Genomic DNA, 14,318 nt, shown 5'->3' on the forward strand with positions numbered 1-14,318 from the left:
TTAGATCTGAAGTTTGTTTCGAAAACATCTTTAACGAAAAAGGCCCCGGCAGGTTCTGCCGGGGCCTTTTTCTTTGTGAGAAGATCGCTCTGCGATCAGTTCCAGTCGCGGATGTCGACGAAGTGGCCGGCGATCGCGGCGGCAGCGGCCATGGCCGGCGACACCAGGTGGGTGCGGCCCTTGAAGCCCTGGCGGCCCTCGAAATTGCGGTTCGAGGTCGAAGCGCAGCGCTCATGCGGCTTGAGACGATCGTCGTTCATGGCCAGGCACATCGAGCAACCCGGCTCGCGCCAGTCGAAACCGGCTTCGATGAAGATCTTGTCCAGGCCCTCGGCCTCGGCCTGTTCCTTCACCAGCCCGGAGCCCGGCACGATCATGGCGTTGACGGTCGCAGCGACCTTCTTGCCCTTGGCGACGGCAGCGACGGCACGCAGGTCCTCGATGCGGCCATTGGTGCAGGAGCCGATGAAGACGCGGTCGAGCTTGATGTCGGTGATCCTGGTGCCGGGTTCGAGGCCCATATACTCCAGTGCGCGCTTCTTGGAATTGCGCTTGTTCTCATCGTCGATCTCGTCGGGGTTCGGCACGACGCCGAGCACCGAGGTCACGTCCTCAGGCGAGGAACCCCAGGTGACGATGGGTGGCAGCTTGCCGGCATCGAGCACGACGACCTTGTCGTAGTGGGCGCCCTCGTCCGAGTGCAGCGTCTTCCAGTAATCCAGAGCCATGTCCCAGGCTTCGCCCTGCGGCGCCCGGGGCTTGTCCTTCACATAGGCAAAGGTGGTCTCGTCCGGCGCGATCAGGCCGGCGCGGGCGCCGCCTTCGATCGACATGTTGCAGATGGTCATACGGCCTTCCATCGACAGCGAGCGAATCGCCTCGCCTGCATATTCGATGACATAGCCGGTGCCGCCGGCGGTGCCGATCTCGCCGATGATGGCGAGGATGATGTCCTTGGCGGTGACGCCTTCCGGCAGCTGGCCATCGACACGCACCAGCATGTTCTTGGCCTTCTTCTGGATCAACGTCTGCGTGGCGAGTACATGCTCGACCTCCGAGGTGCCGATGCCATGCGCCAGCGCACCGAAGGCGCCGTGCGTGGAGGTGTGGCTGTCGCCGCAGACGATGGTCATGCCCGGCAGGGTGAAGCCCTGCTCGGGGCCGATGATGTGGACGATGCCCTGGCGGCGGTCCTTCTCGGAGTAATATTCGACGCCGAAGTCGGCGGCGTTCCTGGCCAATGCCTCGACCTGGATACGGCTTTCCTCGTTCTTGATGCCGTTCACACGGTCCGGCGAGGTCGGCACGTTGTGGTCGACGACGGCGAGGGTCTTTTCCGGATGACGAACCTTGCGGCCAGCCATGCGCAGGCCTTCGAAGGCCTGCGGGCTGGTCACTTCATGCACGAGGTGTCGGTCGATCCAGAGCAGGCAGGTGCCGTCGTCCTGGCGGTCGACCACGTGTTCGTCGAAAATCTTGTCGTAGAGGGTGCGCGGTGCGCTCATGTGCGTAAATCCGTCGATATGAAGCAGGGAAGATGCAGGGACGCGCCGGCCGGAAAATAGGCGCGTTCGGCCGTTAAATCAGGCTAAGTCGGCTGGTCAGCGCGCCGGAAATGCGGGCGAAAAAGCGCGCAGGCAGGCGCTTCTTGTCCTGCAGCACGAAGCCCTTGTAGGCCGGATCGCCGAAAAGCTCTTCCATCGCCTCGCTCATACCAATCTTTTGCCGGATCGGCAATTGGCGGCGACTAGAGCGCCGCGCGTCCGTCCGGACGCGCAAAGCACGCTTTTCGAGCATGTGCGCCAGGTCGCAAATAAGCCTGAAAGCTCGATTGCCTTGAGCGGCGAAACGAGGAGCCCCCATGATCGATCGTCGCACAGTGCTGAAATCCATGGCGCTGGCTGCCTGTCCGGTGCTGCTGACGCGCCCGGTATTGGCCGCTGCGCAATCGCAGCCGTGGACCACACGGCTGGTCGACGCGGCGCTCGATCAGGTTGGCGTGACCGTCATCTACGATCCGGCCTATGTACGGCTCGATTATCCCGATGGCGACGTGCCCGCCGAGCGCGGCGTATGCACGGACGTGGTGGTGCGTGCCTACCGCAAGGCGTTCGACGTCGATCTGCAACGGCTGGTCAACGAGGACATGCGTGCGGCGTTCTCCGCCTATCCGACGATCTGGGGCCGCAAGCAGCCGGACCGCAACATCGATCACCGCCGTGTTCCCAATCTGGAGACCTTCTTCAAGCGAAAAGGCGCGGCATTGGAGGTTGTCGACGATCCGGCGGCCTATCGGCCGGGCGACCTGGTCACCCAGCGGCTGCCCGGCAATTTGCCGCATATCGCCATCGTCACCAGCAAAATGACGCCGGATGGCCAGCGGCCGTTGGTGGTCCATAACATCGGCGCCGGTGCCAGGGTCGAGGATACGCTGCTCGCCTTCCGCATCGTTGGCCACTTCCGTTTCGCGCCAGAGGTCTGAGGCGTTCCGATTGGCCTCCGGCGTCAGAAAATCTCGAACACGAAAGCCTTCACCTGCGCGTCGGGGTCGGCAACGGCGTAGCAGCGGAACCAGGGACTTTCTTCGCGCAGCCGCCATTTGCCGGCCTGTTCCAGTTCGTTGAAAACGTTGCGGAAACGACCCGTTTCCAACACCTGGTCGCGCACGGTGAAGATGGCATGGCCGCCGGCTTTCGTGATGCGCACCAGCTCATGCAGGCCGGAAGCCGGGGCGTGGCCGATGGTGAAGACACCGGTGGAGAAAAAAGCGCGGAAATGCCTGTCCGGCCAAGGCAGCGGGCCGCCGAGCATTGCCTTTTTCAAGTCACCATAGGCCTGCCTGCCGGCAGCGACCCGCAGCATGTCGTCGGAAAGGTCGAGCCCGGCCAGATCGGCGTAGCCGAGCGCCTTGAGCTGCGGGCCGGTGAGGCCGGTGCCGCAACCGGCATCAAGCAAAGGGCCTTCGCCTGCCGCAACATAACGCGTCACCCAGGCGGTGATCAGGAACGGCAGCAGATAGCCGAGCGAGGCGGTCTCGCTGTCATAACTCGCCGCCCAGGCGGCATAGGCTGCATCGAGCGCTTCGGGTGTATCTGCGCCATAGACGGAATCCAGCGCCGCATGCGCCTTGTCGGTGTTCATCGCGTGTCTCCCAGCAGCCGTTCCAGCCAAGGTGGAAGCGAACGACGCCTGCGTCAACCCAGGCGCTGGCTGCGCCGCATGCGTCGTTCCAGGGCCCTCAGCGCCAAAGAAAGGCTGACGGTAAGGGTCAGGTAGATGTAGGCGACGATCGAATAGGTTTCGAAGAAGCGGAATGAACCGGAGGCGTAGATCTTGCCCATCTGGGTGATATCGGCGACGCCGAGCACCGAGACCAGCGAAGAATCCTTGGTGATGGCGATGAAGTCGTTGCCGAGCGGTGGCAGGATGACCCTGATCGCCTGCGGCATGACGATGAACCTGAAACGCTGGCCGCGGCTTAAGCCGAGCGCCTTCGCAGCTTCGACCTGACCGATGTCGACCGACTGGATGCCGGCGCGAAAAATCTCGGCGATGAAGGGAGAGTAACCGAAGGCAAGCGCGATGATGGCGCGCCACAGCAGCGACACCTCGCGCACCAGCAGTGCGTCCATGTAGCCGGCCTGCTGCAGCGGCAAGGTGATGAAGTTCCAGCCTGCGACGAAAGCGGGGACGCCGGCGAAAGCGATCCAGAACAAAAGCACGAGCACCGGAATGCCGCGCATGATCTCGACATAGAAGCGCGCGGCCTGCCGCAACCAGATCGATCCCGACAGCCCCATCAGCGCGAAGCCAAGGCCGATCGTCGCCGCCAGAAGGAATGCGACCAGCGCGACGAAGATGGTGATGCCGATACCTTGCGCGACGGTGGCGAAGACCTGCGCATAGACCTCGCTCGTGGCGATCGCAAACGCAGCGACCACGGCGATGGCGACAGCTACTGCCAGCCACCAGGGAAATTCCTTGGCCTGCTTGCCAGACACGGACGGGGTCAATGTCGTGGCTCGCGAAAGGAGGAAGGCAGCGCCTCGAAGCGATCGAGGATGGCAATCATCTGGCGGCCCCCTTCGGACAGCGCATAGATGACACCGCGCGGGAAGGTGGAAATCGTATTGCGCTCGATCAGTCCCCGTTGCATGAGGCCGTCCAGCCGTTCCGACAGCACTTTTGCGGTGATACCGGGCAAGCAGGCCATCAGCTCGCCGTGCCGCTTGGCGCCTGCGGACAGGTGCCACAGCACCAGCGCATTCCAGCGATGACCGAGGAAAGCCAGCCAATCCTCGACCGGACAAAGATCCGGTCGTCGCGGTGCGGGCATTTGCGGGTAGGCTTCGGCCGTCGCCGGTTCGGTCATGCTGGGTTCCCGTTTGGATAGTTCTGAAACGACATGGTTCTGTTCTCGAAACAGGAGAAAGCCAATGTCAAGAAAAGTCTATCAGCCGGCTGAGATGAATGGAGCTTTTGCGGCCGCCCGCAATGCCGGAGATCTCGATGAACTGCTTTCGCTCTATGAAGACGATGCGCAGTTGCTTGTGGATGCGAGTGGGGCCAGTCTCACCGGCAAGGTGGCAATCGCGATGGAATTGCAGAAGCTGATCGAATTGCCCGGCATGATGGCGTCGAACAATACCTTCTGCGTGGAGCATGGCGATCTGGCGCTGCTGCGCGCCGATTTCACGCTGACTGACGGCAAAGGCTTCGTCATCTATTCCGGCTTCACCGCCGAAATCATCCGCAAGCAGGCCGATGGCTCGTGGCGTTATATGATCGATCATGCCGGCGCCAGTCGGTATGGCGCCGGCTGATCTAGGCGATAACCTACTGGCCGACCTTGTAGTCGAGGAACCACTTCTTGTTCAGGCCATCGATGGTGCCGTCGGCCTTGATGGCCGCGATCGCTTCATTGACCGGCTTCACCAGATCGGAGCCCTTGGCGAAGATAAAACCGAAATCCTCGGTTCCGAGCGGGCCTCCGACCAGCTTCAACTTGCCTTCCGAAGCGTCGACATAACCCTTGCCGGCGGTGGAATCGGTCAGCACCACATCGACGTCGCCTGTCTTGAGCGCCTGCACGGTGGCGCCGAAGGTCTCGAACAGCTTGATGCGCGGGTTCTGCTCATTGCCATCGAGCACGGAATAGACGGCGGTGTAGAAAGGCGAGGTGCCCGGCTGCGCGCCGATCAGGCCATCCTTGAAGGCGCCGAAGCTCTTGGCGTCGTTGAAGCGGCTCTCATCGCCGCGCACCAGCATGAACTGTTCGTTGCGCATGTAGGGGTCGGAGAAATCGACCTTGGCCTTGCGCTCGTCGTTGATGGTGATCCCAGTCATGCCGATGTCGTACTGCTTGTCGGCCACCGACTGGATCATCGCATCCCAGGAGGTGTTCTGGTATTCGACCTTGAAATTCAGCCGTTTGGCGATTTCGTTCATGAAATCGTATTCCCAGCCGATCTGCTTGCCCGACTTGGGGTCGACGAACTGCAGCGGCGGGTAGGCGTTTTCCGTCACCACCACGACCTTCTTGCCGGCAAGGTCCGGCAAGGTCTGGGCCGCGGCGGCAATCGGCGCGAGAAGGCAGGCAGCAATCGCGGCCAGCACGAGTTTGGATCTGATCATGATGTATCCCTCGAGAAACGAGGACCGAGCCCACACCCCGTTGGCGGTCCAATCAATTGCGCGCCGACATTAGCGTTCTATCGGACCCTTGCAAGGCACGATATTGCGCTACACGCCAAGAAAGTGCAATTCGATGGCGGTGACGGGGCATGATTGGGGTGGGTTATCGCTCGGTTCCGTCAGGCGGTTCGGCAAAAACGGTTTCGGTTTCTGCAATACGCAACTGACTGCTCAACCTGTTCAATGTATCGCGCAGCCCGGCCAGTTCGGCCGGTTCGAGCGGCAGCTGGCAGCCGAGGGCTTCCTGGATGTCGTTGGCTGCAGTGCGCAGCGCTTCACCCTCGGTGGTCGGTTGCACCAGCACGCGCCGCTCGTCGGCAGGGTCGCGACGGCGGCTGATCAAACCGCCCGCTTCCATGCGCTTCAGCAGCGGCGTCAGCGTGGCCGGGTCGAGGCCGAGTGTATCGCCCAGTTCGCCGACCGTGCGTGGCGCCTTTTCCCACAATGCCAGCATGGTGAGATATTGCGGATAGGTCAGCCCAAGCGGCGCCAGCAGCGGACGGTAGAGCTTCGTCATCAGTCCGCTGGCCGTATAGAGCGCAAAGCACAGCTGACGATCGAGCCGGGGCGTCTGCACCCGGCTCGTATCCGTTTTTTGCTTGATCGTGTCCGAAACGGTCATCCCGCCTTCACCGAAAGAGCGACGTCTACATTGCCCCTGAGCGCATTGGAATAAGGACAGACCTTGTGCGCGGCGGCAACCAGCGCCTCCGCCGCTGCCCGATCAAGCCCTTTGGTTTCGGCGATGAGCTCGGCGCCGAGCCGGAAGCCGCCCTGGCTGTTCGGCAGAAGGTCGATCCTGGCCGTCACCGCGGCATCCGCCAGCGGCAGCTTCTGCTTGCCGGCAACGAAACGCATAGCGCTTTCAAAACAGGCGGAATATCCGGCGGCAAAAAGCTGCTCGGGATTGGTGGCGCCGCCCTTGCCGCCCAGCTCCTTCGGCATGGCGAGGTCGAGGCTGAGCAGGCCGTCAGAGGACTTCACATGGCCGGCGCGACCGCCAACGGCACGGGCTTCGGTGGAATACAAGGCAGACATCGGCATCTCCATTTAATTTGTACGCAAATGATTAGTGTACAAATTAAATGGAGTCAACCCTGAATTTTGTGATGAACACCGGCCGCGCCTTAGGTGTCGCGTCTGCCGGCGGTATCGGCGTCGGTGGAGGCGCGCCTTCGGCGATCAACAGCCAGGGCATGGACGGAGCTTGGGGGATCAACCTCGACAAGGGTACGCTTCCGCCAAGGTGCAATCGCGGATTGAGTTTCGCAACTGCATTCGTAGACCGGAGCGGCGATTGCAAAAGTTCGCCTTTGGCCACACAGCAGCAAGAAATGAAAAAGGCGGCCGAAGCCGCCTTTCCAAAATCAGCAGGATCCGAAGATCTTATTCAGCCGCAGCGGTTTCCGCAGCAGCGGCCTCGGCGGCAGCCTTCTTCTCGGCAGCTTCCTGGGCGGCCTTTTCGGCGGCCAGCGCTTCGGCAGCAGCGACCTTTTCGGCTTCGATCCTGGCCTTCTCGGCAGCGAGCGCCTCGCGCTCCTCGTCGTTCAGCTTGCGGGCGCGCACGCCGGTGTTCTCGGAGATACGAGCCGACTTGCCGCGACGATCGCGCAGGTAATAGAGCTTGGCGCGGCGAACCTTACCGCGGCGGACGATCTCGACCGCTTCGACCATCGGCGAGTAGACCGGGAACACGCGCTCCACGCCTTCGCCGTAGGAGATCTTGCGGACGGTGAAATTTTCCTGGAAGCCGGAGCCGGAACGGGCGATCACGACGCCTTCATAAGCCTGCACGCGGGTGCGGCTGCCTTCGGTGACGCGCACCTGGACGCGCACGGTGTCGCCGGGCTGGAATTCGGGGAGCTTGCGCTTGGCTTCGATCTTGGCGGCCTGTTCGGCCTCGAGCTGACGGATCAGATCCATCTTAAAATCCACTTCTTGTTCTTCCGACAGCCAGAGCGCCCTGCACTTGCCTTGCAGTTCCAGACCGCTTGGCTATGCCTTTCATCCGAAGATGTCCGGCAGGGGCGACTACACCGCCATTGTTGACGGGTCCGGACGATCTTGTCCGGTTCGGCGCGGCACATAGCGCTATTTCGCGCGTTTGTCACCTGTCCAACGGTATTTTTTACCGTGGCCGGTTGGTCAGGCCGGCACTCAATGCCAAAAAGTCGGACCAAAGGGAAGCGCTGACCATGACCGAACCCTATCCCATCCGCTTCGCACGCACCGCGCTGCTCGACATCGCCTATGAAGATCACGGCGAACCAAACGGCGATCCAATCATCCTGCTGCATGGCTTTCCTTACGATCCGCGCGGTTATGATGAGGTCTGGCCATTGCTGCATGGACATCGCGTGATCGTGCCTTATCTGCGTGGCTACGGGCCGACCCGCTTCCGCTCGGACGGCTCAATGCGGTCTGGCCAGCAGGCGGCGATCGCGCAGGACCTCATCGACCTGATGGATGCGCTGTCGATCGAACGGGCGGCACTCGCCGGTTATGACTGGGGCGGTCGAGCCGCCTGCATCGTCGCCGCCTTGCGGCCGGAACGGACACGCTGCCTGGTAACCGGCGACGGCTACAACATCCAGAACATCCCGGCTTCGGTGAATCCGGCCTCGCCCGAGGACGAATACCGCTACTGGTACCAGTATTATTTTCATTCGGCGCGCGGCGTGCGTGGGCTGACCGAAAACCGCGAGGCGCTGACCCGGCTGCTGTGGAAGCTGTGGTCGCCGAGCTGGGCCTTCAGCGACGGCGACTTCGCGCGCAGCGCTGCGTCCTTTCACAATCCTGATTTCGTCGACATCGTCATCCACTCCTATCGGCATCGCTACGGCTACGCACCCGGCGACCCGGCACTGCAGCCGATCGAGGACCGGCTGGAGAAGCAGCCGCGGATTTCAGTGCCGACAATCTCGCTGTGCGGGGCCGACGACGGCGTCGGTCCACCCGACGCGGAGGACGGCCATCAATTTTCCGGCCCGTTCGAACGCCGGATCCTGCCGGGCGTCGGACACAACATTCCGCAAGAGGCACCCAGAGCGACGGCGGAAGCGTTGCTGGAGCTGATGGGCAAGGCCTGAGTTTGCTTGCGTGCAGGCGGCGACGCCCCTAAACCTGCCGGATAAGCATTCGACAGGGCCAGCCTTGACGTTCATCGACGCCGCCATTCTCTTTGCCGCCGGATTGCTTTCCGGCATCGTCAACGCCGTAGCCGGTGGCGGCACGTTCCTTACTTTCGGGGCAATGAGCGTGCTGGGCATTCCGCCGATCTCGGCCAATGCCACGTCCTCGATCACGCAGTTTCCCGGCTACATCACCTCGACGCTGGCTTATTGGAGCGATATCCGCGCCATCTGGCGCAGCGCCCTGCTGCTTTGCATCGTCTCGGCCATCGGCGCGCTGGGCGGCGCGCTCCTCCTGCTCGCCCTCGACAACCCGTCCTTCCGCGTCATGGTGCCCTGGCTGCTGATCGCTGCCACCGCACTGTTCGCCGCCGGACCGTGGCTGAAGCCGAAACCGAAGCCTGGTCAGCCGGCTGCCGTCGGCACCGTGCCGGGCGCTCTCATGCAGTTCGCCACCGCCATCTATGGCGGGTTTTTCGGCGCCGGCATGGGCGTGATGATGCTGGCGACGCTGGGCCTGACCCAGAGTGGCGACTATCACCGCCTCAATGCGCTGAAGAACATGTTTTCGATCGTCATTGCCGCCGTCGCCATCCTGATCTTCGTGTCCGGCGGCGTGGTGTCCTGGCCGCAGGCGATCGTCATGATACCGGCCGTCGCGGTCGGCGGTTATGTCGGCGTCTGGATTGCCAAGCGCGTGCCGCAGAACGCGGTGCGCGGCTTCGTCATCGCCGTGGGACTGTTCCTGGCGGCGTATTATTTCCTGAAAGCCTAGAGCATTTTGTAGCCAAGTGGTATCACTTGGCGTTGCAAAAATGCGACGAAAACAAAAACTTAGAGCGTTTCCGTGAAAAAACGGAAACGCTCTAGCCGCGCCCGTCGCTAGAATTCCCGGCCAGCAGATCAGGCCTTCGCTCCGCCGTCAGCTTCTCTGACTGATCGTGCCGCCATGCGGCGATCCTGGCGTGGTTTCCCGAGATCAGCACGTCGGGAATGGGCAGGCCCTCGAACTCCTGCGGCCTGGTGTAGTGCGGATGCTCGAGCAGGCCGTTCTCGAAACTCTCTTCCTCGCCGGAGCGTTCATTGCCCATGACACCGGGCAGGAGCCGAGCGACGGCGTCGAGCAGAACCAGCGCCGCCGGTTCGCCGCCGGACAGGATGAAATCGCCGATCGAAACCTCTTCCAGCTCTCGTGCGTCGATCACGCGCTGGTCGACACCTTCGAAGCGGCCGCACAGGATGACGACGCCCGGTCCCGCCGCCAGTTCGCGCACGCGCGCCTGCGTCAGCGGCTTTCCGCGCGGGCTCATCAGCAGCTTCGGGCGCGGATCGCCTTCGGGCGCGGCGTGATCGATGGCGCGGGCCAGCACGTCGGCGCGCATCACCATGCCGGCACCACCGCCAGCCGGCGAATCATCGACGGTGCGGTGTTTGTCGAAAGCGAAGTCGCGAATCTGGATCGGCTCAAGGGACCAGTCGCCGCGTTCCATCGCCCGGCCGGCCAGGGAGAGGCCGAGCGCGCCCGGAAACATCTCCGGATAGAGGGTAAGAACCGACGCCGAAAAGTTCACCGGTTGCCCCCGGCGTCCTTCGGACCGCGCGGCCGGCGTTTCGCATCGAAGCCGTCATCGCCTGGCGCCGTCTCGCCGTCGGGTTCGCCGTCGCCGTCCTCATCCTCGACAAGGCCGGCCGCGATCGCGTCGATGCGCACGAAGCCGCCGGCGATCGAAACCTCGGGCACGGCCGCCTGGGTGAACGGGATGAGCACGCCCTTGCGGGTGCCGAGCGTGATGTCGAGGATGTCGCCACCGCCAAAATTCTGCACCGACACGATCTTGCCGATGATGGCTCCGGAGTCGTCCTTCACGGCAAGGCCCATCAGGTCGGTATGGTAGAATTCGTCCTCGTCGCCATCGTCCGGCAGCGCCGAGCGGTCGACGAAAAGCTCGACATTGGTCAGTGCTTCGGCGGCAGTGCGGTCATTGACGCCCTTGAAACGCACCACGACGACATTGCCGGCGGGGCGGATGTCGTTGATCGCGAAGGCGCGACCGTCCTTCGAATAGAGCGGACCATAGTCGGCGAGCGCCAGCGGGTCGCCGGTGAAGGTTTTCACGCGCAGCTCGCCCTTGATACCATGAGGAGCGCCGATCACGGCCATTAGGACAGGATTTTTTGGTTTGGTCATTGGCCGGGCTTCATCGCTTGGTAACCTGAAAGGCAAATGCTGGTCTGGAGCACCGCCTTCCGATGAAAGTCTGTCAGGTGTTCTAGTCAACAGGGCCCGCTCTGCCAATGCAGGAATTCCTCATCGCCGCCAAGCCGGACCTCCAGGCCGCCCGCGAAAGCTGGCTGAAGGGGCTGGCGGGCGAGCGTCGGCTGTCGGCGCTGACAGTGGAAGCCTATGAACGCGATACGCGCCAGTTCCTGCAGTTCCTGACCGGCCATGTCGGTGGTCCTGCCGGCATTGCCGACATCGCCGGGCTGCGCCCTGCGGACCTGCGCGGTTTTCTCGCCCAGCGCCGCAACGAAGGGGCCGGTGCCCGCACGTTGGGGCGTGGGCTCGCCGGTGTGCGATCACTGCTGCGCTTCCTGGAGCGGCGAGGGCTGGCGAACGCGGCGGGCGCTGCAGCGTTGCGCGCGCCGAAGCAGCCGAAGTCACTGCCAAAGCCGTTGACGGCGGCGGATGCGCGGCGGATCGTCTCGACCGGCGAGCAGATGGCGGAGGAGCCCTGGATCGCGGCGCGTAATGCGGCCGTCCTCACTTTGCTCTACGGCTCGGGCCTGCGTATTTCCGAGGCGCTTGCCCTGACCGGTGCCGATCTCGCGCATGCGTCGGAGACGGTGCTACGCGTCACCGGCAAGGGTGGCAAGGTCAGGCTTGTGCCCGTCCTGCCGGTGGCGTTCCAGGCGATAGCCGAATACCGCAGGCTCTGTCCTTACCATCTCGGCGCGGATGGCCCGTTGTTTCGTGGTGCTCGCGGCGGGCCGCTCAATGCGGCGATCATCCAGCGCGAGATGGTGAAACTGCGCTCGGCACTGAACCTGCCCGAGACCGCGACGCCGCATGCGCTGCGCCATTCCTTCGCCACGCATCTGCTGGGACGCGGTGGCGATCTTAGAACCATCCAGGAATTGCTTGGTCATGCCAGCCTGTCGACGACCCAGATCTATACCGGCGTCGATACCGCGAGATTGCTCGATATCTACGAGGCGGCGCACCCTCGCGCGTGAGCCTGTCGGAAGCGATGACAATTTTCATCGCCCGGTTAACCGTTTTGCCGCCTTTGGCGCCTAGAACAATCGCCATGATACTTGCTCCGACAAAAGCCGACCGTATCGCGCAGCTGTCGTTGAAGCTGCTTGCGGCGATCAACGTGCTTTTGTTCCTGTCCTTCGTGGCGGTGGCGCTGCTCGCCTCCAGCCGTGCGCATGCCGAGGCGGTGACCTGCAGCGGCGCCGACATGCTTGCCGGTCTGCAGAAGAGCGATCCGGCTGCCTATGCCGCAATCGAAACGGAAGCGGCGGCCGTACCCAACGGCAAGGGCTTGCTGTGGAAGCTCGAGAGGGCCGGCGAAAAGCCGTCCTGGCTGTTCGGCACCATGCACATGACCGACCCGCGTGTGGTGACCTTGCCGCCGGCCGCGCAGAAGGCCTTCGACGGCGCCGATACCGTGATCATCGAAACCACCGATGTGCTCGACCCGGGCAAGATGATGGCGGCGCTGGCCAAGGAGCCGGAGCTGATGATGTTCACCGACGGCAAGACACTGAATGCCTTCCTGTCGCCGGACGATATCAAGGCACTGGACAAGGGGCTGGATGCGCGCGGCATTCCTCCTGCTTCCGTCGCCAGGATGAAACCCTGGATGTTGTCGGCGATGGTTTCACTGCCGGCCTGCGAGATGGCCCGCAAGAATGAAGGAAAGCCGGTGCTCGATGTCAATCTGGCCGAACAGGCCAAGGCGGCGGGCAAGGATCTGCAGGGGCTGGAGACTGCCGCGGACCAGTTGCGTGCGATGGCCTCGCTGCCGATGGAACAGCACGTCAAGGGTCTGCTCGAGACGCTGAAGCTGGGCGACAGGATCAACGACGTGTCGGAAACGATGATCGTGCTCTACCAGCGCGGCGACATCGGCATGATCTGGCCGCTGTTTCGGGTCGCACTGCCGGAGGCGACGGAAGACGCGGAAGGCTATGCGGCTTTCGAGGAAGCCATGATCACCAAGCGCAACAAGACGATGACCGAACGGGCTCTGCCGATCCTGGCGAAGGGAAATACCTTCATGGCGGTCGGTGCGTTGCATCTGCCCGGAAAAGAGGGTCTGGTCGAGCATTTCCGCAAGGCGGGATATACCGTTACCGCAGTCGACTGACGGCTCTCTCAGGCGACCCGCGACAGCATCGCCGGCACGATGACGCGGTGGAACGGCATGACGATCGACAGATAGGCCCGGCCGAGCAGATTGTGCGTTGCGACGAAAGTCGTGGCGCTGATCGACTGGCGGCCGCCGCCGAGTTCGTCCACTTCCACCAGCAGCCGAAAATCGAGATGCCGGTCATCCAGGCCGAGAACCACGGTTGACGGGCTTTCGTCGAGCAAGGGAAAGAAACCGATCCGTTCCTGACCGGCCGGGATGTCGGTGGGGCCTGTCTTCAGACCGAATGGCAGGACCACGAGGTTGCGGAGTGCCATCAGCCAGCGGATCCAGGCGGGCCGCCGCAACATCACACGTTCCGCCGCGGTGCGTGCATCAAGGTTCTGGCCGTCGATTTCGATCGAATAGCGGTCGAAGAACTGCGCCGCCGGCAGGATGTTTTGATGTCTGGAGAGATTGTGCATGTCAGCCATCTCCGGTTGCTCCGAGGTTGCGAAAGGTACGGAGCAACGTCAATTCTAGCGTCGTCGCGGCCATAGAATCAGCTGACCAAATGTCGCCGTCGCGGAACGAGGATTGGTATCGGCGGCGCGATTTTCATCAGTAAAAAGCCAGCTATAGATTTCGATCCCTCGATTTTACCCTGCCTGAAGGTAAAAAAGCTGGGCGATTTGCTGATTTTAGCGCCACTGTCGTTGTTTTGACGCCTTGCGGCTTCTAGATTCAACAAACAATCACGCGTTGCGCGTCGATTGGCGTTGATTGATAACTTTCTCCCAGGAGGACTTCCATGGCGGATTCATCCAACAGCTCTCCAAGCTCTGGTGGTGGCGGCAGCGGCTGGCTGATCGCACTCGTTATCGTCGTTCTGGCCGTCGTCGCGTATTTCGTCTTCGGCCGCAGTGGCGGTGAGCATCCGGCGCCTGCCGAAGCTCCGGCGGCCAGCACACCTGCTCCGGCTCCGGCAGCACCCGCGGCCGAACCGGCCAAGCCTGCCGAACCCGCGAAGCCTGCAGAGCCTGCCCCGGCAAACCCGGCTCCGGCTGCCCCGGCTCAATAACCGGCAGCGTCATGAAACAGAACGGCCCGCCTTTCGGCGGGCCGTTTTTCGTTT

Annotated in this window: 19 protein-coding genes; 7 read left to right on the top strand and 12 right to left on the bottom strand. The window is 62.8% G+C overall.

All coding sequences use genetic code 11. The features are described from left to right. Nucleotides 1-95: 95 nt before the first annotated feature. Nucleotides 96-1,505: a 3-isopropylmalate dehydratase large subunit gene (gene leuC / locus ACFWYE_RS11255; RefSeq protein ID WP_379065207.1), complete on the bottom strand. Its 1,410-nt coding sequence runs from the start codon at nt 1,503-1,505 to the stop codon at nt 96-98. Between the two features lie 73 nt (nt 1,506-1,578). Further along, nucleotides 1,579-1,797 (bottom strand): hypothetical protein, encoded by a 219-nt coding sequence (locus tag ACFWYE_RS11260; RefSeq protein ID WP_379112005.1) that lies wholly within the window; start codon nt 1,795-1,797, stop codon nt 1,579-1,581. Nucleotides 1,798-1,861: 64 nt separating this feature from the next. Between ACFWYE_RS11260 and ACFWYE_RS11265 the strand changes: the two genes are divergently transcribed. Beyond that, entirely contained in the window at nt 1,862-2,482 is a 621-nt protein-coding gene (locus tag ACFWYE_RS11265) for a DUF1287 domain-containing protein (protein WP_379111446.1), read from the top strand. 23 nt (nt 2,483-2,505) lie between these two features. Here ACFWYE_RS11265 and ACFWYE_RS11270 read toward each other — a convergent pair whose 3' ends face one another. Genes ACFWYE_RS11270 through ACFWYE_RS11280 form a run of 3 tightly spaced genes read right to left on the bottom strand, consistent with a single transcriptional unit; the run spans nt 2,506 to nt 4,372 of the window. Further along, nucleotides 2,506-3,141, bottom strand: a complete 636-nt coding sequence (locus ACFWYE_RS11270) for a class I SAM-dependent DNA methyltransferase (protein WP_379111447.1) — start codon at nt 3,139-3,141, stop codon at nt 2,506-2,508. Nucleotides 3,142-3,194: 53 nt separating this feature from the next. Continuing rightward, nucleotides 3,195-4,013, bottom strand: coding sequence for an amino acid ABC transporter permease (locus ACFWYE_RS11275; RefSeq protein WP_379111448.1), 819 nt, complete (start codon nt 4,011-4,013; stop codon nt 3,195-3,197). Next, nucleotides 4,010-4,372 (bottom strand): winged helix-turn-helix transcriptional regulator, encoded by a 363-nt coding sequence (locus ACFWYE_RS11280; RefSeq protein WP_379111449.1) that lies wholly within the window; start codon nt 4,370-4,372, stop codon nt 4,010-4,012. The genes ACFWYE_RS11275 and ACFWYE_RS11280 overlap by 4 nt, the downstream gene beginning before the upstream one ends. 64 nt (nt 4,373-4,436) lie before the next feature. On the opposite strand from ACFWYE_RS11280, the gene ACFWYE_RS11285 reads away from it, so the two are divergent. Next, nucleotides 4,437-4,823: a YybH family protein gene (locus ACFWYE_RS11285; protein WP_379111450.1), complete on the top strand. Its 387-nt coding sequence runs from the start codon at nt 4,437-4,439 to the stop codon at nt 4,821-4,823. A gap of 13 nt (nt 4,824-4,836) precedes the next feature. On the opposite strand, the gene ACFWYE_RS11290 is transcribed toward ACFWYE_RS11285, so the two are convergent. From ACFWYE_RS11290 to rplS, 4 genes are all read right to left on the bottom strand, one after another. Next, the gene (locus tag ACFWYE_RS11290; RefSeq protein WP_379065221.1) at nt 4,837-5,634 is read right to left on the bottom strand and encodes a transporter substrate-binding domain-containing protein; all 798 of its coding nucleotides are present in this window, start codon (nt 5,632-5,634) and stop codon (nt 4,837-4,839) included. A 163-nt stretch (nt 5,635-5,797) separates the two neighbouring features. Beyond that, nucleotides 5,798-6,316: a MarR family winged helix-turn-helix transcriptional regulator gene (locus tag ACFWYE_RS11295; RefSeq protein WP_379111452.1), complete on the bottom strand. Its 519-nt coding sequence runs from the start codon at nt 6,314-6,316 to the stop codon at nt 5,798-5,800. Next, nucleotides 6,313-6,738, bottom strand: coding sequence for an organic hydroperoxide resistance protein (locus tag ACFWYE_RS11300; RefSeq protein WP_379111453.1), 426 nt, complete (start codon nt 6,736-6,738; stop codon nt 6,313-6,315). Before ACFWYE_RS11300 ends, ACFWYE_RS11295 begins: the two co-directional genes overlap by 4 nt. A 342-nt stretch (nt 6,739-7,080) precedes the next feature. Beyond that, entirely contained in the window at nt 7,081-7,617 is a 537-nt protein-coding gene (gene rplS, locus ACFWYE_RS11305) for a 50S ribosomal protein L19 (protein WP_379065227.1), read from the bottom strand. Between the two features lie 272 nt (nt 7,618-7,889). On the opposite strand from rplS, the gene ACFWYE_RS11310 reads away from it, so the two are divergent. Further along, nucleotides 7,890-8,783 (top strand): alpha/beta fold hydrolase, encoded by an 894-nt coding sequence (locus tag ACFWYE_RS11310; RefSeq protein ID WP_379111455.1) that lies wholly within the window; start codon nt 7,890-7,892, stop codon nt 8,781-8,783. Between the two features lie 64 nt (nt 8,784-8,847). Beyond that, complete coding sequence (locus ACFWYE_RS11315) at nt 8,848-9,600, top strand: sulfite exporter TauE/SafE family protein (protein WP_379111456.1); 753 nt, start codon at nt 8,848-8,850, stop codon at nt 9,598-9,600. 91 nt (nt 9,601-9,691) lie between these two features. Here the strand turns inward: ACFWYE_RS11315 and trmD are convergent, their stop codons facing one another. Together trmD and rimM are read right to left on the bottom strand one after the other, a co-directional pair. After that, the gene (gene trmD / locus ACFWYE_RS11320) at nt 9,692-10,396 is read right to left on the bottom strand and encodes a tRNA (guanosine(37)-N1)-methyltransferase TrmD (protein WP_379111457.1); all 705 of its coding nucleotides are present in this window, start codon (nt 10,394-10,396) and stop codon (nt 9,692-9,694) included. Beyond that, nucleotides 10,393-11,013 carry a ribosome maturation factor RimM gene (rimM, locus tag ACFWYE_RS11325; RefSeq protein ID WP_379111459.1) on the bottom strand — a complete coding sequence of 207 codons (621 nt, stop codon included), beginning with the start codon at nt 11,011-11,013 and terminating at the stop codon, nt 10,393-10,395. Before rimM ends, trmD begins: the two co-directional genes overlap by 4 nt. A gap of 107 nt (nt 11,014-11,120) precedes the next feature. Between rimM and ACFWYE_RS11330 the strand changes: the two genes are divergently transcribed. Then, entirely contained in the window at nt 11,121-12,059 is a 939-nt protein-coding gene (locus tag ACFWYE_RS11330; RefSeq protein WP_379111460.1) for a tyrosine recombinase XerC, read from the top strand. A 74-nt stretch (nt 12,060-12,133) separates the two neighbouring features. Then, nucleotides 12,134-13,201 carry a TraB/GumN family protein gene (locus tag ACFWYE_RS11335; RefSeq protein WP_379111462.1) on the top strand — a complete coding sequence of 356 codons (1,068 nt, stop codon included), beginning with the start codon at nt 12,134-12,136 and terminating at the stop codon, nt 13,199-13,201. An 8-nt stretch (nt 13,202-13,209) separates the two neighbouring features. On the opposite strand, the gene ACFWYE_RS11340 is transcribed toward ACFWYE_RS11335, so the two are convergent. Next, nucleotides 13,210-13,677 carry a DUF2867 domain-containing protein gene (locus ACFWYE_RS11340; RefSeq protein ID WP_379111464.1) on the bottom strand — a complete coding sequence of 156 codons (468 nt, stop codon included), beginning with the start codon at nt 13,675-13,677 and terminating at the stop codon, nt 13,210-13,212. Between the two features lie 317 nt (nt 13,678-13,994). Here ACFWYE_RS11340 and ACFWYE_RS11345 point away from each other — a divergent pair, with 317 nt between their 5' ends. After that, nucleotides 13,995-14,264, top strand: a complete 270-nt coding sequence (locus ACFWYE_RS11345) for a hypothetical protein (RefSeq protein WP_379111466.1) — start codon at nt 13,995-13,997, stop codon at nt 14,262-14,264. The last annotated feature ends 54 nt before the right edge of the window (nt 14,265-14,318 follow it).

The organism is Mesorhizobium sp. NPDC059025 (genome assembly GCF_042739655.1).
Taxonomy (GTDB): domain Bacteria; phylum Pseudomonadota; class Alphaproteobacteria; order Rhizobiales; family Rhizobiaceae; genus Mesorhizobium.